General features: G+C 69.0%; 13 protein-coding genes. 11 read left to right on the forward strand and 2 right to left on the reverse strand.

From position 1 onward, the window contains the following. Positions 1 to 76 precede the first annotated feature (76 nt). The 4 genes from AQY21_RS09350 (at position 77) to AQY21_RS09365 (ending at position 4,069) form a co-directional block, all read left to right on the forward strand. On the forward strand, positions 77 to 1,489 hold the full coding sequence (locus tag AQY21_RS09350) for a circularly permuted type 2 ATP-grasp protein (protein ID WP_058097404.1): 1,413 nt from the start codon (positions 77 to 79) through the stop codon (positions 1,487 to 1,489). 14 nt (positions 1,490 to 1,503) lie between these two features. Further along, the gene (locus AQY21_RS09355; protein WP_058097405.1) at positions 1,504 to 2,463 is read left to right on the forward strand and encodes an alpha-E domain-containing protein; all 960 of its coding nucleotides are present in this window, start codon (positions 1,504 to 1,506) and stop codon (positions 2,461 to 2,463) included. A 10-nt stretch (positions 2,464 to 2,473) separates the two neighbouring features. After that, on the forward strand, positions 2,474 to 3,280 hold the full coding sequence (locus tag AQY21_RS09360) for a transglutaminase family protein (protein WP_058097406.1): 807 nt from the start codon (positions 2,474 to 2,476) through the stop codon (positions 3,278 to 3,280). A gap of 63 nt (positions 3,281 to 3,343) precedes the next feature. Then, entirely contained in the window at positions 3,344 to 4,069 is a 726-nt protein-coding gene (locus AQY21_RS09365) for a proteasome-type protease (RefSeq protein ID WP_058097407.1), read from the forward strand. 12 nt (positions 4,070 to 4,081) lie between these two features. On the opposite strand, the gene mutS is transcribed toward AQY21_RS09365, so the two are convergent. Next, positions 4,082 to 6,721 carry a DNA mismatch repair protein MutS gene (gene mutS, locus AQY21_RS09370; RefSeq protein ID WP_058097408.1) on the reverse strand — a complete coding sequence of 880 codons (2,640 nt, stop codon included), beginning with the start codon at positions 6,719 to 6,721 and terminating at the stop codon, positions 4,082 to 4,084. 156 nt (positions 6,722 to 6,877) lie between these two features. Between mutS and AQY21_RS09375 the strand changes: the two genes are divergently transcribed. From AQY21_RS09375 to AQY21_RS09395, 5 genes are all read left to right on the forward strand, one after another. Next, entirely contained in the window at positions 6,878 to 7,717 is an 840-nt protein-coding gene (locus tag AQY21_RS09375) for a 2-keto-4-pentenoate hydratase (protein ID WP_058097438.1), read from the forward strand. Positions 7,718 to 7,873: 156 nt separating this feature from the next. After that, positions 7,874 to 8,980, forward strand: coding sequence for an ABC transporter substrate-binding protein (locus tag AQY21_RS09380; RefSeq protein ID WP_058097409.1), 1,107 nt, complete (start codon positions 7,874 to 7,876; stop codon positions 8,978 to 8,980). 52 nt (positions 8,981 to 9,032) lie between these two features. Next, positions 9,033 to 9,881, forward strand: coding sequence for an ABC transporter permease subunit (locus tag AQY21_RS09385; protein ID WP_058097410.1), 849 nt, complete (start codon positions 9,033 to 9,035; stop codon positions 9,879 to 9,881). After that, the gene (locus AQY21_RS09390; RefSeq protein ID WP_058097411.1) at positions 9,878 to 10,660 is read left to right on the forward strand and encodes an ABC transporter permease; all 783 of its coding nucleotides are present in this window, start codon (positions 9,878 to 9,880) and stop codon (positions 10,658 to 10,660) included. The genes AQY21_RS09385 and AQY21_RS09390 overlap by 4 nt, the downstream gene beginning before the upstream one ends. Next, positions 10,657 to 11,691 carry an ABC transporter ATP-binding protein gene (locus AQY21_RS09395; RefSeq protein WP_058097412.1) on the forward strand — a complete coding sequence of 345 codons (1,035 nt, stop codon included), beginning with the start codon at positions 10,657 to 10,659 and terminating at the stop codon, positions 11,689 to 11,691. The genes AQY21_RS09390 and AQY21_RS09395 overlap by 4 nt, the downstream gene beginning before the upstream one ends. A 9-nt stretch (positions 11,692 to 11,700) precedes the next feature. On the opposite strand, the gene AQY21_RS09400 is transcribed toward AQY21_RS09395, so the two are convergent. Next, on the reverse strand, positions 11,701 to 12,465 hold the full coding sequence (locus AQY21_RS09400; protein WP_058097413.1) for a WecB/TagA/CpsF family glycosyltransferase: 765 nt from the start codon (positions 12,463 to 12,465) through the stop codon (positions 11,701 to 11,703). 118 nt (positions 12,466 to 12,583) lie between these two features. Here AQY21_RS09400 and AQY21_RS09405 point away from each other — a divergent pair, with 118 nt between their 5' ends. Both AQY21_RS09405 and AQY21_RS09410 read left to right on the forward strand, forming a co-directional pair. Next, positions 12,584 to 14,008, forward strand: a complete 1,425-nt coding sequence (locus AQY21_RS09405) for a hypothetical protein (RefSeq protein WP_058097414.1) — start codon at positions 12,584 to 12,586, stop codon at positions 14,006 to 14,008. 99 nt (positions 14,009 to 14,107) lie between these two features. Beyond that, positions 14,108 to 20,401, forward strand: coding sequence for a type I polyketide synthase (locus AQY21_RS09410; RefSeq protein ID WP_058097415.1), 6,294 nt, complete (start codon positions 14,108 to 14,110; stop codon positions 20,399 to 20,401). Position 20,402 lies beyond the last annotated feature (1 nt).

Consider the following 20,402-nt stretch of genomic DNA (forward strand, 5'->3'; position numbering starts at 1 on the left):
CTGGCCGCAGGCGGCCCGACTGTGGACAGCGCCCGCCCAGATGCGAAGATCGTCGGCAGAGGGAAGGGTGGCAGCGATGACGATCTGTTACAACGAAATGGTCGATGGCGGCCGGGTGCGCGAACCCTATGCCATGCTCTCGGACTGGATCGAGACCATGCCCGCCGAGATCCGCCAGATGAAGCAGGCCGAGGCCGAGGCGCTGTTCCGCCGCATCGGCATCACCTTCGCGGTCTATGGCGAGGGCGGCGATCCGGACCGGCTGATCCCCTTCGACATGATGCCGCGGGTGTTCCTGCAAGCCGAGTGGCGGCGGCTGGAAAGGGGCATCAAGCAGCGGGCGCGGGCGCTGAACGCCTTTCTGCGCGACGTCTATGGCCGGGGCGAGATCGTGCGTGCCGGCCGCATCCCGGCGCGGCTGGTCTATCAGAACGCGGCCTATGAAAAGGCGGTGGTCGGCTTCGTGCCGCCGCGCGGCGTGTTCTCGCATATCGTCGGCATCGACATCGTGCGCACCGGCCGGGACGAGTTCTACGTGCTCGAGGACAATTGCCGCACCCCCTCGGGCGTCAGCTACATGCTGGAGAACCGCGAGATCATGATGCGCATGTTCCCGGCGCTGTTTCGCAACAACCGCATCGAGCCGGTGGATCAATATCCCGAACTGCTGCGCCGCACGCTTGCCTCGGTCGCGCCGGCGAGATGCGAAGGCACGCCGACCGTGGTGATCCTGACCCCCGGCCATTACAACAGCGCCTATTACGAGCACAGCTTCCTGGCGAACCTGATGGGCGTGGAGCTGGTCGAGGGCAGCGACCTGTTCGTCGATGGCGGTTTCGTCTATATGCGCACCACGCAGGGGCCGAAGCGGGTGGACGTGATCTATCGCCGCATCGACGACCAGTTCCTCGATCCGCTGTGCTTTCGCCGCGATTCCATGCTGGGCGTGCCGGGGCTGATGGATGTCTATCGCTCAGGCGGGGTCAGCATCGCCTCGGCGCCAGGCGCGGGCGTGGCCGATGACAAGGCGGTCTATACCTTCGTGCCCGAGATGGTCCGCTTCTACCTGGGCGAGGAACCGATCCTGCGCAACGTCCAGACCTGGACGCTGTGGAAGGACGAGGATTACCGCTATGTCATGGCCAACCTGAAGGATCTGGTGGTCAAGGAGGTGCATGGCTCGGGCGGCTACGGCATGCTGATCGGCCCCTGCGCCAGCCAGGCCGAGATCGACGCCTTTGCCGAGCGCATCAAGGCCGATCCCGGCAATTACATCGCCCAGCCGACGCTGGCGCTGTCCACCAGCCCGACCTTTGTCGACGAGGGGGTGGCGCCGCGCCATGTCGATCTGCGGCCCTTCTGCCTTTGCGGCGACCGGGTCGAGCTGGTGCCGGGCGGGCTGACCCGCGTGGCGCTGCGCGAGGGCTCGCTGGTGGTGAACTCGTCGCAGGGCGGGGGCGTCAAGGACACCTGGGTCCTGTCGGAATAGGAAAGGGGCCAGCCATGCTCAGCCGCACCGCCGCCAACCTGTTCTGGATGGGCCGCCATCTGGAGCGCGCCGAAATCGCAGCCCGCCTGCTGGACGTGGGCGCGCGCATCACCCTGCTGCCGAACACCGCCGAGGGCTATCGCAACGAATGGGAATCGCTGCTGCGCGCCTCGGGGGCGCAGGCCGCCTTTGCCGAACGCTACGGCGACGGGATCACCCAGGAGAATATCGAGAGCTGGCTGTTCTTCGACCATGCCAACCCGTCCTCGGTCGCCTCCTGCATCGAGCGCGCGCGCGAGGGCGGGCGGATCGTGCGCACGGCGCTGACCAGCCAGGTCTGGGACGCGCTGAACATGGCCTATCAGGAGCTGCGGGCGCTGGAGCGCCAGTCGCGCGCGCGGCTCGACACCGCCATGCTGACCGATTTCACCACCCGGCACGGCTCGACCGTGCGCGGCGCGATCAACGCCACGCAATTGCGCAACGACGGCTGGCATTTCGTCAACCTGGGCTATTCGCTGGAACGCGCCGACGCCACCGCCCGGCTGCTGGACGTGAAATATTTCGTGCTGCTGCCGCGGGTCGAGTTCGTGGGCTCGGGCCTCGACAATTACCAGTGGCAGGTGATCCTGCGGGCGCTTTCGGCGCATCGGGCGTTCCACTGGGCTTATGGCGGCGAGGTGACGGCCAGCAAGGTCGCGGATTTCCTGATCCTGAACGGCGAGAGCCCGCGCTCGCTGCTGACCTCGCTTTACGAGGCGGTCTGGCATCTTGACGGCCTGGTGCGCCGCTATGGTGCCGATGTGCCGGCCAGCGCCTCGGCCCGGGCGCATCAGACGCTGGAGCAGCTGATGGCCCGCGACATCGAGGCGATCTTCGACGAGGGGCTGCACGAATTCCTGTCCTGGTTCATCAACGAGGTGGCCAGCATCTCGAACGCCGTGCATGACGATTACCTGAGCGGACGGACGTAGGGGGCGGACGATGCGGCTGAAGATCACCCATGAGACCAGCTATTTCTACGACCCGCCGGCGCAGGGGCTGGTCCAGAGCCTGCGGCTGACGCCCTCGGTCCATGAAGGGCAGCGGGTCTCGGGCTGGACCATCTCGGTCTCGGGCGGCCAGCGCGGCGCGGGTTTTCGCGACGGCGCCGGCGACTGGATCGAGGGCTGGACCGTGCGCGGCCCGGTGCAGGAGGTCGTGGTCTCGATCGCCGGCCAGGTCGAGACCCGCGACACCGCCGGCGTGCTGCGCGGTCACCGCGAGACCGTGCATCCGCTGGTCTATCTGCGCCCGACCCCAGCGACCCGGATCGACGCGGCGCTGCGCGACCTGGCCCATTCCGAGCAGGGCGAGGACGGGCTGGACCTGGCCCACCGGCTGGCCGCGGCCGTCGCAAGGGCCATCGCCTATGAGCCGGGCGTGACCGAGGCACATACCACCGCCGCCGAGGCGCTGGCGCTGGGGCAGGGGGTCTGCCAGGACCATGCCCATGCGCTGATCGCCTGCGCCCGCGAACGCGGCCTGCCGGCGCGCTATGTCTCGGGCTATCTGCATTCCAACGCCGGGGGCGAGCCGCATGACGCCGCCCATGCCTGGGCCGAGATCCATGTCGGCACCCTGGGCTGGGTCGGCTTCGACGCGGCCAATGCCTGCTGCCCGGACGACCGCTATGTCCGGCTGGGCTCGGGGCTGGATGCGGATGACGCGGCGCCGGTGCGCGGCACCACCTTCGGCATGGGCGCCGAAAGCCTGGACGTCCGGGTGCAGGTCGAGGAGATGGAGCAATAGCCGCGGTTGCGCCGGGCGCCGGGCGGTCGTATCCCTCGGGGGATTTGGTGCCAGGAAACGGACATGACCTATTGCGTCGGCTTGAAGCTCAACGAGGGGCTGGTCCTGCTCTCGGACACCCGGACCAATGCCGGGCTGGACAATATCTCGACCTATCGCAAGATGTTCTTCTTCGAACAGCCGGGCGAGCGGGTGATCGCCGTCATGACCGCCGGCAGCCTGTCGGTCACGCAGACCACCATCGCGCGCCTGCAAGAGGCCATCGACCTGCCCGAGGCCGATGAGACCAGTTCGATCATGCAGGCCTCGACCATGCTTCAGGTGGCGACGATCATCGGCCATACGCTGAACCGCACCCGGCGCGAGATCGTGGACCAGTGCCGCGACCTGAACCAGCAGGCCAGCGCCAGCATGATCGTCGGCGGCCAGCGCGCCGGCGGCGAGATGCGGCTGTTCCTGATCTATCCCGAGGGCAATTTCATCGAGGCGACCGAGGACACGCCCTTCCTGCAAATCGGCGAGCACAAATACGGCAAGCCGATCCTCGACCGGGTGGTGCGGCCCGACACCTCGCTGGCCGATGCGCAAAAGGCGGTGCTGCTGTCGATGGATTCGACGCTGCGCTCGAACCTGTCGGTGGGGATGCCGCTGGACCTGGCGGTGATCCGCAAGGACGACTGCCGGGTCAGCCACAAGCGCCGCATCCTCGAGGGCGACCCGGCCTTCATGGCCATGTCCGCCGCCTGGTCCGCGGCGCTGCGCGACAGTTTCGTCAAGGTGACGATCTAGCGCCGCCCACCGTCACGACGGCCCGCCATCCAGCATCCCGCGCAGCTCATAGACCAGGTCCAGCGCCTCGCGGGCGCTGATCGCGTCGGGGTTCAGGCCGCGCAGGCGGTCCTCGACTGCCGAGGGCTTCGCCTTGCTAGCGGGCGCGGGCGCCGGGGCGGCCCGGAACAGCGGCAGGTCGTCAAGCAGCGCCGCGGGCTTGCCGGTGCCCTGCCGCTCGCCGCTTTCCAGCTGATGCAGGATGTCGCGGGCGCGCTCCACCACCGAGGGCGGCAGCCCTGCCAGCCGCGCCACCTGCACGCCATAGGAGCGGTCGGCGGCGCCTTTGCGAACCTCGTGCAGGAAGATCACCTCGCCCTCCCATTCGCGCACGGCGACGGTGGCGTTCTCGACGCCGGGCAGGCGGGCGGAAAGCGAGGTCATCTCGTGGTAATGCGTGGCGAACAGCGCCCGGCAGCGGTTCTTGCCGTGCAGATGCTCCATCACCGCCCAGGCGATGGAAAGCCCGTCCCAGGTCGCGGTGCCGCGGCCGATCTCGTCCAGGATCACCAGCGCGTGGTCGTCGGCCTGGTTCAGGATCGCCGCCGTCTCGACCATCTCGACCATGAAGGTGGACCGGCCGCGCGCCAGGTCGTCCGCCGCGCCGACGCGGCTGAACAGCTGGCTGACAATGCCGATATGGGCGCGGCGCGCGGGCACGAAGCCGCCCGCCTGCGCCAGGATGGCGATCAGCGCTTTCTGGCGCAGGAAGGTCGATTTGCCGGCCATGTTCGGGCCGGTCAGCAGCCAGATCGCCGGGGTCTCGCCCTCGGTCAGCGCGCAATCGTTGGCGACGAAAGCCTCGCCCTTGCGCTTGAGCGCACGCTCCACCACCGGGTGCCGGCCGCCCTCGATCACGAAGGCGCGGCTGGCATCGACCTCGGGGCGCACCCAGCCCTCGCCCGAGGCAAGGTCGGCGAAGGCGGCGGTCAGGTCGATCTCGGCCAGCGCGCGGGCCGCCTGGCCGATGGGGCCGGCACGGTCCAGCACGGCGCGGGACAGGCGGGCAAAGATCTCGCGCTCGATCTCCAGCGCCCGGTCGCGGGCGTTGAGGATGCGGGTTTCCAGTTCCGAAAGTTCGACCGTGGTGAAGCGGATCTGGTTCGCCGTGGTCTGGCGGTGGATGAAACGCTCGTTCAGCGGCGAGGCCAGCATCCGCTCCGCATGGGTCGAAGTCGTCTCAATAAAATATCCCAAGACGTTGTTATGCTTGATCTTCAGGCTCTGCACGCCGGTCTCGGCGATGTAATCGGCCTGCATGCGGGCGATGACGCCGCGGCCCTCGTCGCGCAGCCGGCGGGTCTCGTCCAGGTCCTCGTCATAGCCCGGCGCGACGAAGCCGCCGTCGCGCGCGAGCAAGGGTGGCTCGGCCACCAGCGCCTCGTCCAGCAGGTCGATCAGCGCGTCATGACCGGTCAGGTCGCGCGCCGCCTCGGCCAGCACGGCGATCTCGTCGTCACCCAGCATGGCGGCGATGGCCGCGCCTTGCGTCAGCCCGGCGCGGATCGCGGCCAGGTCGCGCGGCCCGCCCCGCTCCAGCGCCAGCCGCGACAGCGCGCGGTCCATGTCAGGGGCGCGCGACAGCGCCTCGCGCAGATCGGCGGTCAGGCGCGGGTCGTCCACCAGATGCGCGACGGCGGCCTGCCGGGCATGGATTTCGGCCAGGTCGCGCGAGGGGGCGCTGATGCGGCGTTCCAGCAGCCGCGCGCCGCCCGCCGTCACCGTGCGGTCGACGGCGGCCAGCAGCGAGCCTTCGCGCCCGCCGGACAGCGCCTGCGTCAGTTCCAGGTTGCGGCGGGTGGCGGCGTCGATCTGCATGGCGCCGCCAAGCGCCTCGCGCACCGGGGGGCGGATCAGCGGCATCCGGCCCTTTTGCGTCAGCTCCAGGTAATCGGCGATGGCGCCCATGGCGGCGAGTTCGGCGCGCGAGAAGCTGCCGAAGCCGTCCAGCGTCTCGACCGAAAACAGCGCGCAAAGCCGGCGCGTCGCCGCGCTGCTGTCGAAGCTGCCGCCGGGCAGTTCGGTCAGCGCGGCGCCCGCCTCGGCGGCGATCTCATCGAGTTTCGAGCCCTCGGCAGCCAGCAGTTCGCGGGGCGCGTGGCGGGCGAGTTCGGGGGCCAGCCGCGCCGGCGGGCAGGGCATGACGCGGAAGGCGCCGGTCGAGATGTCCACCCAGGCCAGCGCCGACTCCTCGCGCACGCTGGCGAAGCTGGCCAGGAAATTGTGCCGCCGCGCCTCCAGCAGCGATTCCTCGGTCAGCGTGCCGGGGGTGACGAGCCGCACCACGTCGCGGGCGACCACGGATTTGCTGCCGCGCTTCCTGGCCTCGGCCGGGTCCTCCATCTGCTCGGCGATGGCGACGCGGAAGCCCTTGCGGATCAGCGTCAGCAGGTAGGACTCGGCCGCATGGACCGGCACGCCGCACATCGGGATCGGCTCGCCCAGATGGGTGCCGCGCCTGGTCAGCGCGATGTCGAGCGCGGCGGCGGCGGCCACCGCGTCCTCGAAGAACATCTCGTAGAAATCGCCCATGCGATAGAACAGCAGCGCGCCGGGATTGGCCTCGCGGATCGCGAGATACTGCGCCATCATCGGAGTGGGTTGGTCGCTCATGTCCAGCCTTGTCGCCTGCGATCCCGTTCTTCTAGGGGATGCGCGGGCCGATGCAAACAGGATGCGGGCAAGTTGCCGCAGGAACGCAAGAATCCCGGTGACAGTCGCCTTGCGTTGCGGCATCGTCTGCCGGAAATGCATTTGTGAGGCATGGCGATGAAATCGTTGATTCTGGGCGCAATCATGCTGCCGTTCGCGGGCGTGGCCGTAGCAGCCTGCCCGGATGTCTCGTTGATGCAGAACGCCGCGCGCGGCTGGATCGCCGGCCAGCGCCTGCCCGACCCGCTGGTGCGCACCGTCGAGGAGGGGGCCTGCGCCTATGCCAGTTTCCGCAGCGTGCTGGAGGCGGAACTGGGCGCTCCGGTCGGGGTGAAGGTCGGCTTTACCTCGAAGCCAGTGCAAGAGCGGTTCGGCGTGTCCGAGCCGGTGGCCGGGGCGCTGTTCGCGCCGATGCTGCTGCCGGACGGGGCGCGGCTCAGCCTCAAGGGCGGCCGCGACCCGTTCTTCGAGGCCGATCTGGTCGTGACCGTGGGCAGCTCGGCCATCATGCAGGCCCGGACGCGCGAAGAGGTGGCGGCCGCGCTCAAGGATGTGCGGCCCTTCATCGAATTGCCCGATCTGGCGCTGCAAAAGGACGTGGTGCCGACCGGACCCCTGATGGTGGCCTATGGTGTCACGCCCTGGCGCGGCGTGCTGGGGCGGGGCATCCCGATTTCCGAATTGCGCGATCCGATTGCCGATCTGGCGGCGCTGACGGTGAACCTGAAGCTGGATGGCAAGAGCATCGGCACCGGTTCGGGCGAGATGCTGATGGGCCATCCGCTGGACGTGGTGCTGTGGCTGGTCGAGCAGGGCGGCTATGAGCTGAAGCCCGGCTCGGTGATCTCGCTGGGCTCGCTGGGCAGGCTGCATTCGGCGCAGCCGGGCCACCGGATCGAGGCCGAGTACCGCGTCGGTGGCAAGCCCATGAAGGTCGGGCTGGTCCTGGTGCCGTGACCGCGGCCCGCCGGCGCCCCGGAACCCTGGGCTGCCCTAGGGTCAGCTTGGGAAAAAACCTTTGCCAACAGGGGGCTCGTGTCGCAAGACTGTCACGGGGGGCCGCTAGGTGGCAGCCAGCCGCCGATGGGGCGTGTTCTGTAACGGAGTTGACCAATGACCATTCAATCGACCGCGGCGGGGCTTGCCGCCCTGGCCCTGCTGGCGAGTTCGGGCGCCGCTTCGGCGCAGGATCTGGCGGCGCTGGAAGAGGCCGCGAAGGCCGAGGGCATGCTGACCACCATCGCCCTGCCGCATGACTGGTGCAACTATGGCGGGGTGATCGAGGGCTTCAAGGCGAAATACCCCGAGATCCGGGTCAACGAGCTGAACCCGGATGCGGGTTCGGCCGACGAGCTCGAGGCGATCCGCGCCAACAAGGACAACAAGGGCCCGCAGGCGCCCGACGTGATCGACGTGGGCCTGTCCTTCGGCCCGCAGGCCAAGGCCGAGGGGCTGATCCAGCCCTACAAGGTCGCGACCTGGGACACGATCCCGGAGGATGCCAAGGACGCCGATGGCTATTGGTATGGCGATTATTACGGCGTGATGGCCTTTGGCGTGAACACCGACCTGATCGACGCGGCGCCGAAAAGCTGGAAGGACCTGACCAAGCCGGAATATGCCAATGCCTTCGCGCTGGCGGGCGATCCGCGCGCCTCGGCCCAGGCGATCATCTCGGTCATGGCGGCAGGCATCGCCAATGGCGGCGAGCCGGGCGAGGCATCCGGCCAGAAGGGCATGGAACTGATGGCCGAGGTGCACAAGGCCGGCAATTTCGTGCCCGTCATCGGCAAGTCGGCGACCATCGCGCAAGGCGCGACGCCCATCGTCACCGCCTGGGACTACAACCTGCTGTCCTGGCGCGACAGCCTGAACGGCAACCCGCCGGTCGAGGTCATCATCCCCGAGGACGGCGTGGTCGCCGGCGTCTACGTCCAGGCGATCTCGGCCTATGCGCCGCATCCGAACGCGGCCAAGCTGTGGATGGAATACCTGTATTCGGACGAGGGCCAGCTGGGCTGGCTCAAGGGCTATTGCCACCCGATCCGCTTCAACGACCTGGTGGCCAATGGCAAGGTGCCGCAGGAACTGCTGGACGCGCTGCCGCCGGCGGAAGCCTATGAAAAGGCGATCTTCCCCACGCTGGAGCAGCAGGAGGCCAACAAGAAGGTCGTGACCGAGGGCTGGGACAGCGCCGTCGGCGCGGCGGTCCAGGAATAAGGCGCGGCGGCCCCGCCCGGCTGGCGGGGCCCCCCGGAACGGGCGAGGCGGAATGAGACAGATCGGCTGGAACTGGCTGGGCGTCCTGCCCTTTTTCGCCTTTGCGCTGCTGTTTCTGGTGCTGCCGACGATGAACATCGTCATCGGCGCCTTCCAGAATCCGCAGGGCGAGTTCACGCTGGCCAACCTGGCCGGGCTGGCCTCGCCGCGGATCGTGTCGAGCTTTGCCATCTCGATCAAGATCTCGCTGGCCTCGGCGCTTTTGGGCTGCCTGATCGGCTTTGCCATGGCGGCGGCGGTGGTCATGGGCGGCGTGCCGCGCTGGATCAAGGCGCCGCTGATGACATTCTCCGGCGTCGCCTCGAACTTCGCCGGGGTGCCGCTGGCCTTTGCCTTCATCGCCACGCTGGGGCGGGTGGGGCTGGTCACGATGCTGCTGCGGCAATGGTTCGGCATCAACATCTATGCCATGGGCTTCAACCTGCTGTCGTTCTGGGGCCTGACGCTGACCTATCTGTTCTTCCAGATCCCGCTGATGATCCTGATCATCACCCCGGCGCTGGAGGGGTTGAAGCGCGAATGGCGCGAGGCGGCAGAGGTGCTGGGCGCCAGCACGGGACAATACTGGCGCATGGTGGCGCTGCCGATCCTGTTCCCGTCGCTCTTGGGCACCTTCGCGCTGCTGTTCGCCAACAGCTTCGGGGCGGTGGCGACGGCCTATGCGCTGACCGGCTCGTCGCTGTCCATCGTGCCGATCATGCTGTTCGCGCAGATCCGCGGCGACGTGCTGCAGGACCCGCATCTGGGCTATGCCATGGCCTTCGGCATGATCGTCGTGACCGGCCTGGCGAACCTCGCCTATGTCGTCATGCGCACCCGGGCCGAGAGGTGGATGCGATGAGGCGGGTCTGGTCCTGGGCGGCGCTGATCGTCGGCGGGCTGTATTTCCTGCTGCCGCTGATCGGCACCATCGAGTTCTCGCTGCGGATGCGGCGCGGGGAATATTCGCTGGACGCCTATCGCTCGGTGCTGTCGGACGCGGCCTTCCGGCAGACCTTCAGCTATTCGGTGGTCATGGCGCTGCTGACCATCGTGCTAGGGGTGCTGATCGTGGTGCCGACCGCCTATTGGGTGCGGCTGCGCCTGCCGCGGCTGCGCCCGGTGATCGAGTTCATCACCCTGCTGCCGCTGGTCATTCCCGCCATCGTCGTGGTCTTCGGCTATATCCGGCTTTACAACACCAGCTCGATCCTGCCGCTGACCGGCACCGCATCCGGCACCAACCTGCTCTTGCTCTGCGGCTATGCCACGCTGGCGTTGCCCTATATGTATCGCGCCGTCGACACCGGGCTTTCCACGCTGGACGTGCGCAGCCTGACCGAGGCCGCGCAATCGCTGGGCGCCGGCTGGGTGCGGATCATCGGCCGGCTGATCCTGCCCAACGTGCTGGGCGCGGTGATGTCGGGCGCCTTCCTGTCCTTCGCCATCGTCATCGGCGAATTCACCATGGCGGCGCTGCTGAACCGGCCGGCCTTCGGGCCCTACATGCAGCTGCTGGGCGCCAACCGCGCCTATGAGCCGGCGGCGCTGGCGGTGATCGCCTTCGCCGTCACCTGGGGCTGCATGGGGGTGATGCAGCTGATCTCCCGCCTGTTCGGCACACGGATTCAACCGACATGAGCTTCCTGACCCTCGACCACCTGCAGAAATCCTTCGGCCCGACCCGCGTCGTCCACGACTTCGACCTGTCGGTGGAAAAGGGCGAGTTCGTGTCCTTCCTGGGGCCGTCCGGCTGCGGCAAGACCACGGTGCTGCGCATGGTCGCGGGGTTCGAGACGCCGACGGCGGGCCGCATCACCATCGACGGCCAGGACGTGACCCGGTCGCGGCCGAATCAGCGCCGCATCGGCATGGTGTTCCAGTCCTATGCGCTGTTCCCGAACCTGACCGTGGCCGAGAATGTCGGCTTCGGCCTGAAGGTCGCCGGCATCGCGCGGGCCGAGCGTGCCGGCCGCGTGGCCGAGATGCTGGCGCTGATCGGCCTGCCGGACCTGGGCGGGCGCTATCCCTGGCAGCTGTCGGGCGGCCAGCAGCAGCGGGTGGCGCTGGCCCGGGCGCTGGCGCCGCGGCCGCGCGTGCTGCTGCTGGACGAGCCGCTGTCGGCGCTGGACGCCAAGATCCGCGTCTCTCTGCGCAACCAGATCCGCGAGATCCAGCAGCAGCTGGGCATCACCACCATCTTCGTCACCCATGACCAGGAGGAGGCGCTGTCGATTTCCGACCGCATCGTGGTCATGCACAAGGGCGTCGCCGACCAGACCGGCACCCCCGCGCAGATCTACAACCAGCCCGCCACCGATTTCGTCGCCGGATTTGTCGGCACGCTGAACCGGTTCGAGGCCGAGGTGCTGGACGCCGCCCGCGGCCTTGTCCGCGTCGAGGGGGCCGAGATCGCGCTGGACCGCCCGCTGTCCCCCGGGCGCATCACGCTCGCGGCGCGGCCGGAAAGCCTGCGCATCGCGCCCGAGGGCATCCCGGCCGAGATCGCCGGCGTCGAATTCCTTGGCTCCGTCCAGCGGCTGCGGGCGCGGGTGGCGGGTCGCGAGGTGGTGCTGGACCGCTTCAACGAACCGGGGGTGGCATTGCCCCAGCCCGGCGTGCAGGTGCGCCTGGCGGCCGCGCAGGCGGGCTGGCTGGTTCTGGCCGGCTGAAGGGCCGGCCTATTTCCGGTTTTCGCCGCGGATGGCCAGCGCCTGGCGCAGATGGCCAGGCAGGACGGCGAAGCCCTTGGCGTAACGCAGGAACAGCCGGCGCGGATTGGACAGCATCCGCCACAGCCATTCCAGCTTGATCCGGCGCACCCATTGCGGCGCCCGGCGCTGGTGCCCGGACAGGAAGTCGAGCCCGGCCCCGATCGAGGCGAAGCCGACATCGCCAAGCGCATCGCGGGCGCGGATGGCGAAAAGCTCCTGCCGGGGGGCGCCAAGCGCCAGGAAGCACAGCCGGGCGCCAGAGGCGCGGATGCGGCCGATGATCTCGGCCCCTTCCGCGCCCATCGGGTCGAAGGGAAAGCCCGGCGCATGGGTCAGCGCCACCCGCAGCTCGGGCACGGCGGCCTGCATGCTGCGGCCGGCCAGCGCCAGCGATTCGTCGCTGCTGCCGATCAGCGCCACCGGCAGGCCGGCCCGCGCCGCCTCGGCGGCCAAGGGCAGCACCAGATCCGAGCCGGGCGCCAGCGCCACCGGCCGTCCGGCGATCCGCGACAGCCAGACGATGGGATTGCCGTCGGCGCAGACCAGGTCATGCGCGGCATAGGCGCTGCGGAAACGGGGGTCCTCGCCCAGCCTTTGCAGGTGATCCACATTGATCGTGGCGATGGCAAAGCCGCGCCCCTCGGCCAGCCGCTGCCGCACCGCGGCAAGCAGCGCGGAAGAATCCCGACAATTGATGCGGACGGCATTGCCGTCGGGAAAGCTGAAATGCATGATACGCCTCGGGTCCGGCCGGAATTGACGGCAGGATGTGTTGGTGGCGACGGGATTGCAACGTGCTTCCGGCCGTCGGTCGAGAAGGCGGCCCTGCCGCGAGACGGGAGTCAGGGCCATGCCCATACTGGCCTTCATGGCGCTGTTGACCTGGCCGGTGGTGGTTGCGGTGCTGTTCCAGCGCATGGAGCGGGCGCGGGCGCTGATCTGGTCGATCTTTGCCGGCTATCTGCTGCTGCCGCAGCTGGTCGAGATCGACTTGCCTGCCTTTCCCGGCTTGAACAAGCACATGGTGCCGGCGCTGGCCGCGGCCGTCATGGTCTATTTCGTCACCAAGGACCGTGCGCGGGACGAACCGGCCCCGCCGCCCATGGGGATTTGGGTGGTGCTGCTTCTGGCGATGAACTTCGTGTCGCCGATCATGACGGCGGTGACCAATCCCGATCCGGTGATCGACGGCGTGACCTATCGGCCGGGCATGTCGATCAGCCAGGGCTTCGCCGACCTGATCGTGCAGACGCTGCTGCTCCTGCCGTTCTTCATGGGCTACAAGCTGCTCTGGAACGCCAAGGGTGCCGAGCTTTGGATCCGCTGCCTGCTGCTTGGCGTGCTGTGGTATTCGATTCCCATGCTGATGGAGCTGCGGCTGAGCCCGCAGATCAACGTCTGGGTCTATGGCTATTTCCAGCACGATTTCATCCAGACCATCCGCTACGGCGGCTATCGGCCCATCGTCTTTCTGGAACATCCGCTGTGGGTGGCGCTGATGACCATGACCGCCTTCCTGTCGGCCATCGCCATCGCGCGCAACGACCGGACGCGGCGCAACCTGCTGATCGCGGTCTATCTGGGTTGCATCGTCTTCCTGTGCAAATCGGCGGGCGCGCTGTTGCAGGCGCTGATGGCGGCGCCGCTGGTGGCCCTTGCGCGGCCGCGCATGATGGTGCTGGCGGCGGCGGTGGTGGCCACCGTGGCCTTTTCCTATCCCACGCTGCGCACGACCCCGTGGATGCCGCTGCAAGGCATCGTGAACCTGGCCATGTCGATCTCGCCCGAGCGGGGGCGCTCGCTCGAATTCCGCCTGATGAACGAAGAGGCGCTGCTGGAACGCGCGATGGAGCGGCCGGTCTTCGGCTGGGGCGGCTGGGGGCGGCCGCTGTTCTACGACCCCTATAGCGGCCGGCTGGCCTCGGTCCCGGACGGGCAATGGGTGATTCTGGTCGGTGCGCGCGGCATCTTCGGCTATCTGGCGCAGTTCCTGCTGCTTCTGACGCCGATCTTCGCGCTGCTGCGGGCCATGCCGGGGGGCAGACATCCGCCGCGCAAGAAGGAAATGGTGGTGCTGGGGGCGGTCGCGCTGATGCTGGCGATGAACATGCTGGACCTGATCCCGAATGCGACGATGACACCGCTGACCTGGCTCACTGCCGGGGCGCTGCTGGGCAATGCCCGCCGGTTGCAGCAGGGCGTCGCCGATCAGGCCGATTTGCCCGCGGCCGAGCGGATTCTGCCTAAAAAGGCAGGCCTGCGGACGGTTTTATAGGTTGGTCCAAAGCGCTGGATTCGCTATGCCGGATACGCGCGCCAGTTGTTAAGTCATTGCCGCCCACAAGGGCATTGCACGAGTTGAAAGAGGCACCGCATGGCCTTCGACAAGACCGCCGTTGAAGACAGTGATATCGCTATCATCGGCATGGCAGCCCAGCTGCCCGGCGCCCCAGGGGTCGCCGAATACTGGGACAACCTGTGCCGAGGGGTCGAATCGATCCGCCGCGTGCCCGAGGCCGACCTGATCGCCAGGGGCGAGTCCCGGGCGCGGCTGTCGGACCCGAACTATGTTCCCTCGGCCGCCGTGCTGGAGCAGTTCGACGAATTCGACGCCGAGTTCTTCGGGCTTTCGCCCAAGGAAGCGGCGATCATGGACCCGCAGCACCGCAAGTTCCTGGAAACCTGCTGGCACGCGCTGGAGGATGCCGCGCATCCGCCTGAGCGGTTCGCCGGCAATATCGGCGTCTGGGCCGGCTGCGGCATGGGCAGCTATTATTACTGGAACGTCTGCTCGAACCGCGACCTGGTGGATGGCGTCGGGCATTTCCTGCTGCGCCATACCGGCAACGACAAGGATTTCCTGTCCACCCGCGTCAGCCATGTCTTCGACCTCAAGGGGCCCAGCATCAGTGTGCAGACCGCCTGTTCCAGCTCGCTGGTGGCGATCCACATGGCCTGCCAGTCGCTGCAATCGGGCGAATGCGACATGGCGCTGGCCGGCGGCGTGACCATCGAGCTGCCGCATGGCCTGGGCTATCTCTACAAGGAGAACGAGATCCTGTCGCCCGACGGCCATTGCCATGCCTTCGACCATCGCGCGCAGGGCACCGTCTTCGGCAGCGGCGCGGCGGTGGTGGCGCTGCGGCGGCTCAAGGATGCGCTGGCCGATGGCGACCATATCTGGGCCGTCATCAAGGGTTCGGCCATCAACAATGACGGCGCGGCCAAGGCGGGCTACCTGGCCCCCAGCGTCGAGGGGCAGGCGCAGGCGGTGGCCGAGGCGCTGGTGATGGCCGGGGTTTCTTCGGACAGCATCGGCTATGTCGAATGCCACGGCACCGGCACGGCGCTGGGCGACCCGATCGAGGTGGCGGCGCTGAACCAGGCTTATGCGCGCCTCTCGGAAGGGGCGCGGCAGGGGCCGTGCCGCATCGGCTCGGTCAAGACCAATATCGGCCACCTGGACACGGCGGCGGGCAGCGCCGGGCTGATCAAGTCGGCCCTGGCGGTGCATCACGGCAAGATCCCGGCCAGCCTGGGCTATGAGAAACCCAACCCCGCCATCGACTTCGAGGGCGGGCCGTTCCAGGTCAACGACCGGCTCTCGGACTGGCCGGTGCCGGGGCCGCGCCGGGCCGGCGTGAACTCGCTGGGCGTCGGCGGCACCAATGCGCATGTGATCGTGCAAGAGCCGCCCCTGGCAGAGGCTTCGGGCGAATCCGACTGGCCGTTTCACATCATCGCCGTCTCGGGCCGCAGCAAGGCGGCGCTGGACGCCAACAGCGCCGCGCTGGCGGGCTGGCTGTCGGCCAATCCCGGCGTGGACATGGCCGACCTGTCCTTTACCCTGACGCAGGGCCGGCGGCAGTTCGACCGCCGCCGCGTGCTGGTGGCCGAGACGGCGGCCGAGGCGGCGCGGCTTCTGGCCGAGCCCGATCCGCTGCTGATCTTCGACCACCAGCCGGTGGGCGACCCGGCCGAGGCGGTGTTCATGCTGCCCGGCGGCGGCGCGCAATATGCCGGCATGGCGCGCGGGCTCTACCAGACCGAGCCGGTGTTCCGCGAATGGATGGACCGCGGCCTCGACCACATGGCGCAGGCGCATGGCACCGACCTGCGCGCGCTCTGGCTGCCCGAACCGGGACAGGAGGCCGAGGCGGATCGGCGGCTCTTGCAGCCCTCGCTGCAACTGCCGCTGCTGATGATCACCGAATATGCACTGGCGCAGCTGTGGATCAGCTGGGGCGTGACGCCCGCCGCGCTGATCGGCCATTCGATGGGCGAGAATACCGCCGCCTGCATCGCCGGCGTGATGAGCTTCGAGGATTGCATCGGCCTTGTGCGCCTGCGCGGGCTGCTGTTCGACCGGGTGCCGGCGGGCGGCATGCTGTCGGTCCCGCTGGCGCCCGAGGAATTCGCCGCCGAGCTTGATGCGCTGGAGCTGGACCTTGCGGCGGTGAACGGGCCGGGTCTGTCGGTGGTGTCGGGACCCGATGCGGCGCTGGACCGCTTTGCTGAACGCATGGCGGCGCGCGAGGTGGAATGCCAGCGCATCGCCATCTCCATCGCCGCGCATTCGCGGCTGCTCGACGGGATTCTGGCCGAGTTCCGCGCCTATCTCGCCTCCATCCCGCTGAACGCGCCGCGGATCCCGATCATCTCGAACCGTTCGGGCCAGGTGCTGACCGTGGCCGAGGCGACCAGCCCCGACTATTGGGTCGCGCATCTGCGCGGCACCGTGCGCTTTGCCGACGGCATCGCGCATCTGGCGCAGGTGCCGGGGCGGGTGTTCGTCGAGGTCGGGCCGGGCCGGGCCATGCAGGCCATGACCAAGGCGCATCCGGCGGTCGCCGCGAACCAGGTGATCTCGACCCTGCGCCATCGCGACCACGCCACCGGCGACGACAGCTATTTCATGGCTGCGCTGGCGCGGTTCTGGGCCTGCGGCGGCCAGATCGACTGGGATCAGGTCTGGGGCGGCGCACGGCGCCGGCGCCTGTCGCTGCCGGGCTATGCCTTTCAGCGCAAGCGTTATTTCATCGAGCGCGCCGCCCATGCCGCGACGGAGGCCGCCGAGGAACTGACCCGGATCGAGGAGCCGGCGGAATGGGGCTGGCGTCCGGCGTGGAAGCTGGCATCGCCGGCGATCGAGATCGGGCCGCAGGGGGCGGTGGTGCAGGGCGTGCAGAACTGGCTGGTCTTTGCCGACGATCTGGGCCTTGCCGAGCGCGTCACCGAGGGGCTGCGGGCCCGCGGCCAGCGCGTCGCGGTGGTCGAGGTGGGCGACACCTTCGCCGACAGGGGCGACGGTCGCTTCCTGCTGCCGGTCGAATCCGACCGCGAGGGCTATGAGATGCTGCTGGCCGCACTGGCCGGGCAGGAGATGGTGCCCGACCGCATCCTGCATCTCTGGTCGGTGACGCAGGGGGCGAAGTTCCGCCCCGGCTCCAGCCTGCTCAACAGCCAGCTGGAACGCGGCTTCTTCGGCCTTTTGCATCTGGCGCAGGCCATCGGCGCCGAACTGCCGGATGCGAAGCTGGAGCTGATCGCGGTCTGCAACGACGCGCTGCGCGTGGCGGACGAACCCGCGCCGGTGCCGGAAAAGGCCACCGCCGCCGGCCCGATCCGCGTCATGCCGCACGAGATGGCGAATGTCTCGGCCCGTCTGGTGGACATCCGCCTGCCGGCCAAGGGGGGCCTGGACGCGCTGGCCGCCAACCTGCTGGAGGAGGCGCTGGCCCCCTCGGGCGCCGCCGTCGCCGCATGGCGCGACGGGCGCCGCTTTGAGCAAAGCCTTGAGAAGGTTCTGCTGGCCGATGACGGCATGGCCGCCATCCCGCAGAGCGCCGCCTGCCTGATCACCGGCGGCTTCGGCGGTATTGGTCAGGCCATCGCCCGTGAACTGGCGCAGCGCGGCGGCGCGAAACTGGCGCTGACCACGCGCGGCCGGGTGGATTCGCCGGCCGTCACGGCCTCGGTTCGGCAGTTGGAATCGCTGGGCGCCGAGGTGCTGGCGATCCGCGCCGACGTGACCAGCCCCGAGGACATGGCCCGCGCCGTGGCCGAGACCAAGGCGCGCTTCGGCAGCCTCGAGGTGGTGCTGCACGCGGCGGGCGTGATCCGCGACAGCCTGATCGCCGCCAAGACCGACGATGACGCCTGGGATGTGCTGGCGCCGAAGCTGCTGGGCACCTGCGCGCTGATCGAGGCGTTAGCGGAAAATCCCGCCAAGCTGACGGTGCTGTTCTCCTCGACCTCCTCGGTGATCGCGCCGGCGGGGCAGGCGGATTACGTCGCCGCCAACGAATATCTGAACGCGGTGGCGCGCTCGGCGCCGCAGGCGCTGGGCCGGGTGGTCGCGGTCAACTGGGGCGTCTGGGCCGATGCCGGCATGGCGGCGCGGGCCATGGGGCTGGACACCGCCTCGGCCGTCGCCGTGCCGCAGGGCCGGCCGCTGCTGGACGAAAGCCTGCCCATGCCGGGCGGGCGCGAGTTCCGCACCGCGCTGAAGATGCAGGACTGGATCATCGGCGGCCACAAGACCGCCAGCGGCCAGGCGCTGATGCCCGGAACCGGCTGGATCGAGCTGATCTCGGAAGCCGCGCTGGAATGCGGGCTGGCCCTGCCGCTGGTGATCCGCGACCTGGAATTCCGCCGCCCGGTGCTGGTCTCGGATACCGCGCTGGTCAGCACCCGGGTCCTGCCCGAGGGCGATGCCATGCGCATCGAGATCCTCGACGACCCGCAGGGCGAGCCGAACGTCTCGGCGCTGGTGGCCGGTCTGCATGAGGCCGCGCCCGAGGCGCTGCAAACCGCCGGCGGCTGGGACCGGGACGGGCAGGGCGTGGCACTCCCTTCGGCGCAGGAAGGCCAGATGGCTTTCGGTCCGCGCTGGCAGGTGCTGCGCCGCTATCGCCTCGCCGGTGACGAGGGGGTGGCGGAACTGTCGCTGCCGCCGGAATACGCCGCCGAGGCCGGGGAATGGCTGACGCATCCGGCGCTTCTGGACATCGCCACCGGCTGGGCGATGGAATTGATCAAGGGCTGGACGCCCGGCAACCTCTGGGTGCCGATGGGCTATCGTGCGATCCGGCTTTACGCGCCCTTGCCGGCGCAGGTGATCAGCCGCATCCGCAACGCCGGCGAAAACAGCGACGCGCAGGGCATGGCGCAGTTCGACATCACGCTTGCGGCGCCGGACGGCACGGTCTGCGCCGAGATCCGCGGCTTTGCGCTGCGCAAGCTGGCGGCCGCGATTTCCGCCATGCCACAAGCGCGCGTGCAGCCGGCGCGCAGCCTGTCCCCGGCCGAGCGGCGCTTGCATCACAACATCAGCCAGGGCATCCCGGCCGCCATCGGCCCCGCCATGCTGAGCCGCGCCATTTCGACCGGGCTGGCGCAGGTCTATGTCTCGTCCCTGGCGCTGCCGGCGCTGATCGCCGAGGCCGGCGTGACCGAGGATGCCGCGCCCGCCGAGGGCGGCTTCGAGCGTCCCGACCTCGACAGCGATTTCGTCGCGCCGGCGCCGGGCATCCAGACCGAGTTGGCGGCGATCTGGTCCCAACTCTTGGGCATTGCTCAGGTCGGCGCCGCCGACAGCTTCTTCGACCTTGGCGGCCATTCGCTGATCGCCGTGCGCATGTTCGGGCAATTGCGCAAGACATTCGGTGTTGACCTGCCCATCTCGACCCTGTTCGAGGCGCCGACCATCGCGCAGCTGGCCGCGCTGGTCGAGGAACGCACCGGCCCGCGCGAGCTGGTCTCGCCCGACAACGTGCGCGAGCTGCCGGTCTCGGCCCGGCCGCGCTTCCGCTTCCTTGTCGATATGGGTGGGCGGGGCGAGGGCACGCCCTTCTTCATGGTCGCCGGCATGTTCGGCAATATCATGAACCTGCGCCAGCTGGCGCAGCGGCTGGGGCCGGACCGCCGTTTCTGGGGCATCCAGGCGCGCGGCCTCCTGGGCGACGACAAGCCGCACGAGGATTTCGCCGAGGCCGCCCGCGACTATATCGAGGAACTGCGCCAGGTGCAGCCGACCGGCCCCTATCTGATCGGCGGTTTCTCGGGCGGCGGGCTGACCGCCTATGAGATGGCGCGGCAACTGCGCGCGGCGGGCGAGGAGGTGGCGATGCTGGTCATGCTCGACACGCCCTTGCCCGAGCGCGAGCCGGTCAGCCGCAAGGACCGGCTGGCGATCCGCCTGGGCGAGCTGCGCGAGGGCGGGCCGGGCTTCGTCTGGAAATGGCTGCGCGACCGCGTCGCCTATGAGTTCCAGCGCCGCAGCAAGGCCAAGGCGGTCGAGGCCGAGGTCGGCGCCGAGGCGACCGGCGCCTTCCACGACCTGGCCATCGAGGCGGCCTTCCTGGCGGCGTTGCCCGGCTTGCAGCTTTCGGTCTGGGACGGGCCGGTGGCGATGTTCCGGCCGCCGCTCGACAAACGCTGGAAGGTGACCGGCGGGCGCTGGATCAATTCCGGCCGCGACTATGTGGTCGAGGACAATGGCTGGACGCCCTGGATGCCCAACCTGCGGGTGATCGAGGTGCCGGGCGACCACGACTCGATGGTGCTGGAGCCGAATGTGCGCCGCCTGTCCTCGGTCCTGCGCGAAATCCTGCGCGAGGCCGATGCCGAGATGGACGCCCCGGCCGGGATCAAGGCGGCGGAGTGAC

The sequence above is a fragment of the Paracoccus sp. MKU1 genome (genome assembly GCF_001447385.1).
Taxonomy (GTDB): Bacteria; Pseudomonadota; Alphaproteobacteria; order Rhodobacterales; family Rhodobacteraceae; genus Paracoccus.

What these genes read in the sequence shown, in the direction of transcription:
- AQY21_RS09395 (WP_058097412.1), top strand. Translation starts at nt 10,657, where the DNA reads ATGAGCTTCCTGACCCTCGACCACCTGCAGAAATCCTTCGGCCCGACC.
- AQY21_RS09390 (WP_058097411.1), top strand. Translation starts at nt 9,878, where the DNA reads ATGAGGCGGGTCTGGTCCTGGGCGGCGCTGATCGTCGGCGGGCTGTAT.
- AQY21_RS09400 (WP_058097413.1), bottom strand. Translation starts at nt 12,465, where the DNA reads ATGCATTTCAGCTTTCCCGACGGCAATGCCGTCCGCATCAATTGTCGG.
- AQY21_RS09355 (WP_058097405.1), top strand. Translation starts at nt 1,504, where the DNA reads ATGCTCAGCCGCACCGCCGCCAACCTGTTCTGGATGGGCCGCCATCTG.
- AQY21_RS09380 (WP_058097409.1), top strand. Translation starts at nt 7,874, where the DNA reads ATGACCATTCAATCGACCGCGGCGGGGCTTGCCGCCCTGGCCCTGCTG.
- mutS (WP_058097408.1), bottom strand. Translation starts at nt 6,721, where the DNA reads ATGAGCGACCAACCCACTCCGATGATGGCGCAGTATCTCGCGATCCGC.
- AQY21_RS09410 (WP_058097415.1), top strand. Translation starts at nt 14,108, where the DNA reads ATGGCCTTCGACAAGACCGCCGTTGAAGACAGTGATATCGCTATCATC.
- AQY21_RS09350 (WP_058097404.1), top strand. Translation starts at nt 77, where the DNA reads ATGACGATCTGTTACAACGAAATGGTCGATGGCGGCCGGGTGCGCGAA.
- AQY21_RS09365 (WP_058097407.1), top strand. Translation starts at nt 3,344, where the DNA reads ATGACCTATTGCGTCGGCTTGAAGCTCAACGAGGGGCTGGTCCTGCTC.
- AQY21_RS09375 (WP_058097438.1), top strand. Translation starts at nt 6,878, where the DNA reads ATGAAATCGTTGATTCTGGGCGCAATCATGCTGCCGTTCGCGGGCGTG.
- AQY21_RS09385 (WP_058097410.1), top strand. Translation starts at nt 9,033, where the DNA reads ATGAGACAGATCGGCTGGAACTGGCTGGGCGTCCTGCCCTTTTTCGCC.
- AQY21_RS09405 (WP_058097414.1), top strand. Translation starts at nt 12,584, where the DNA reads ATGCCCATACTGGCCTTCATGGCGCTGTTGACCTGGCCGGTGGTGGTT.
- AQY21_RS09360 (WP_058097406.1), top strand. Translation starts at nt 2,474, where the DNA reads ATGCGGCTGAAGATCACCCATGAGACCAGCTATTTCTACGACCCGCCG.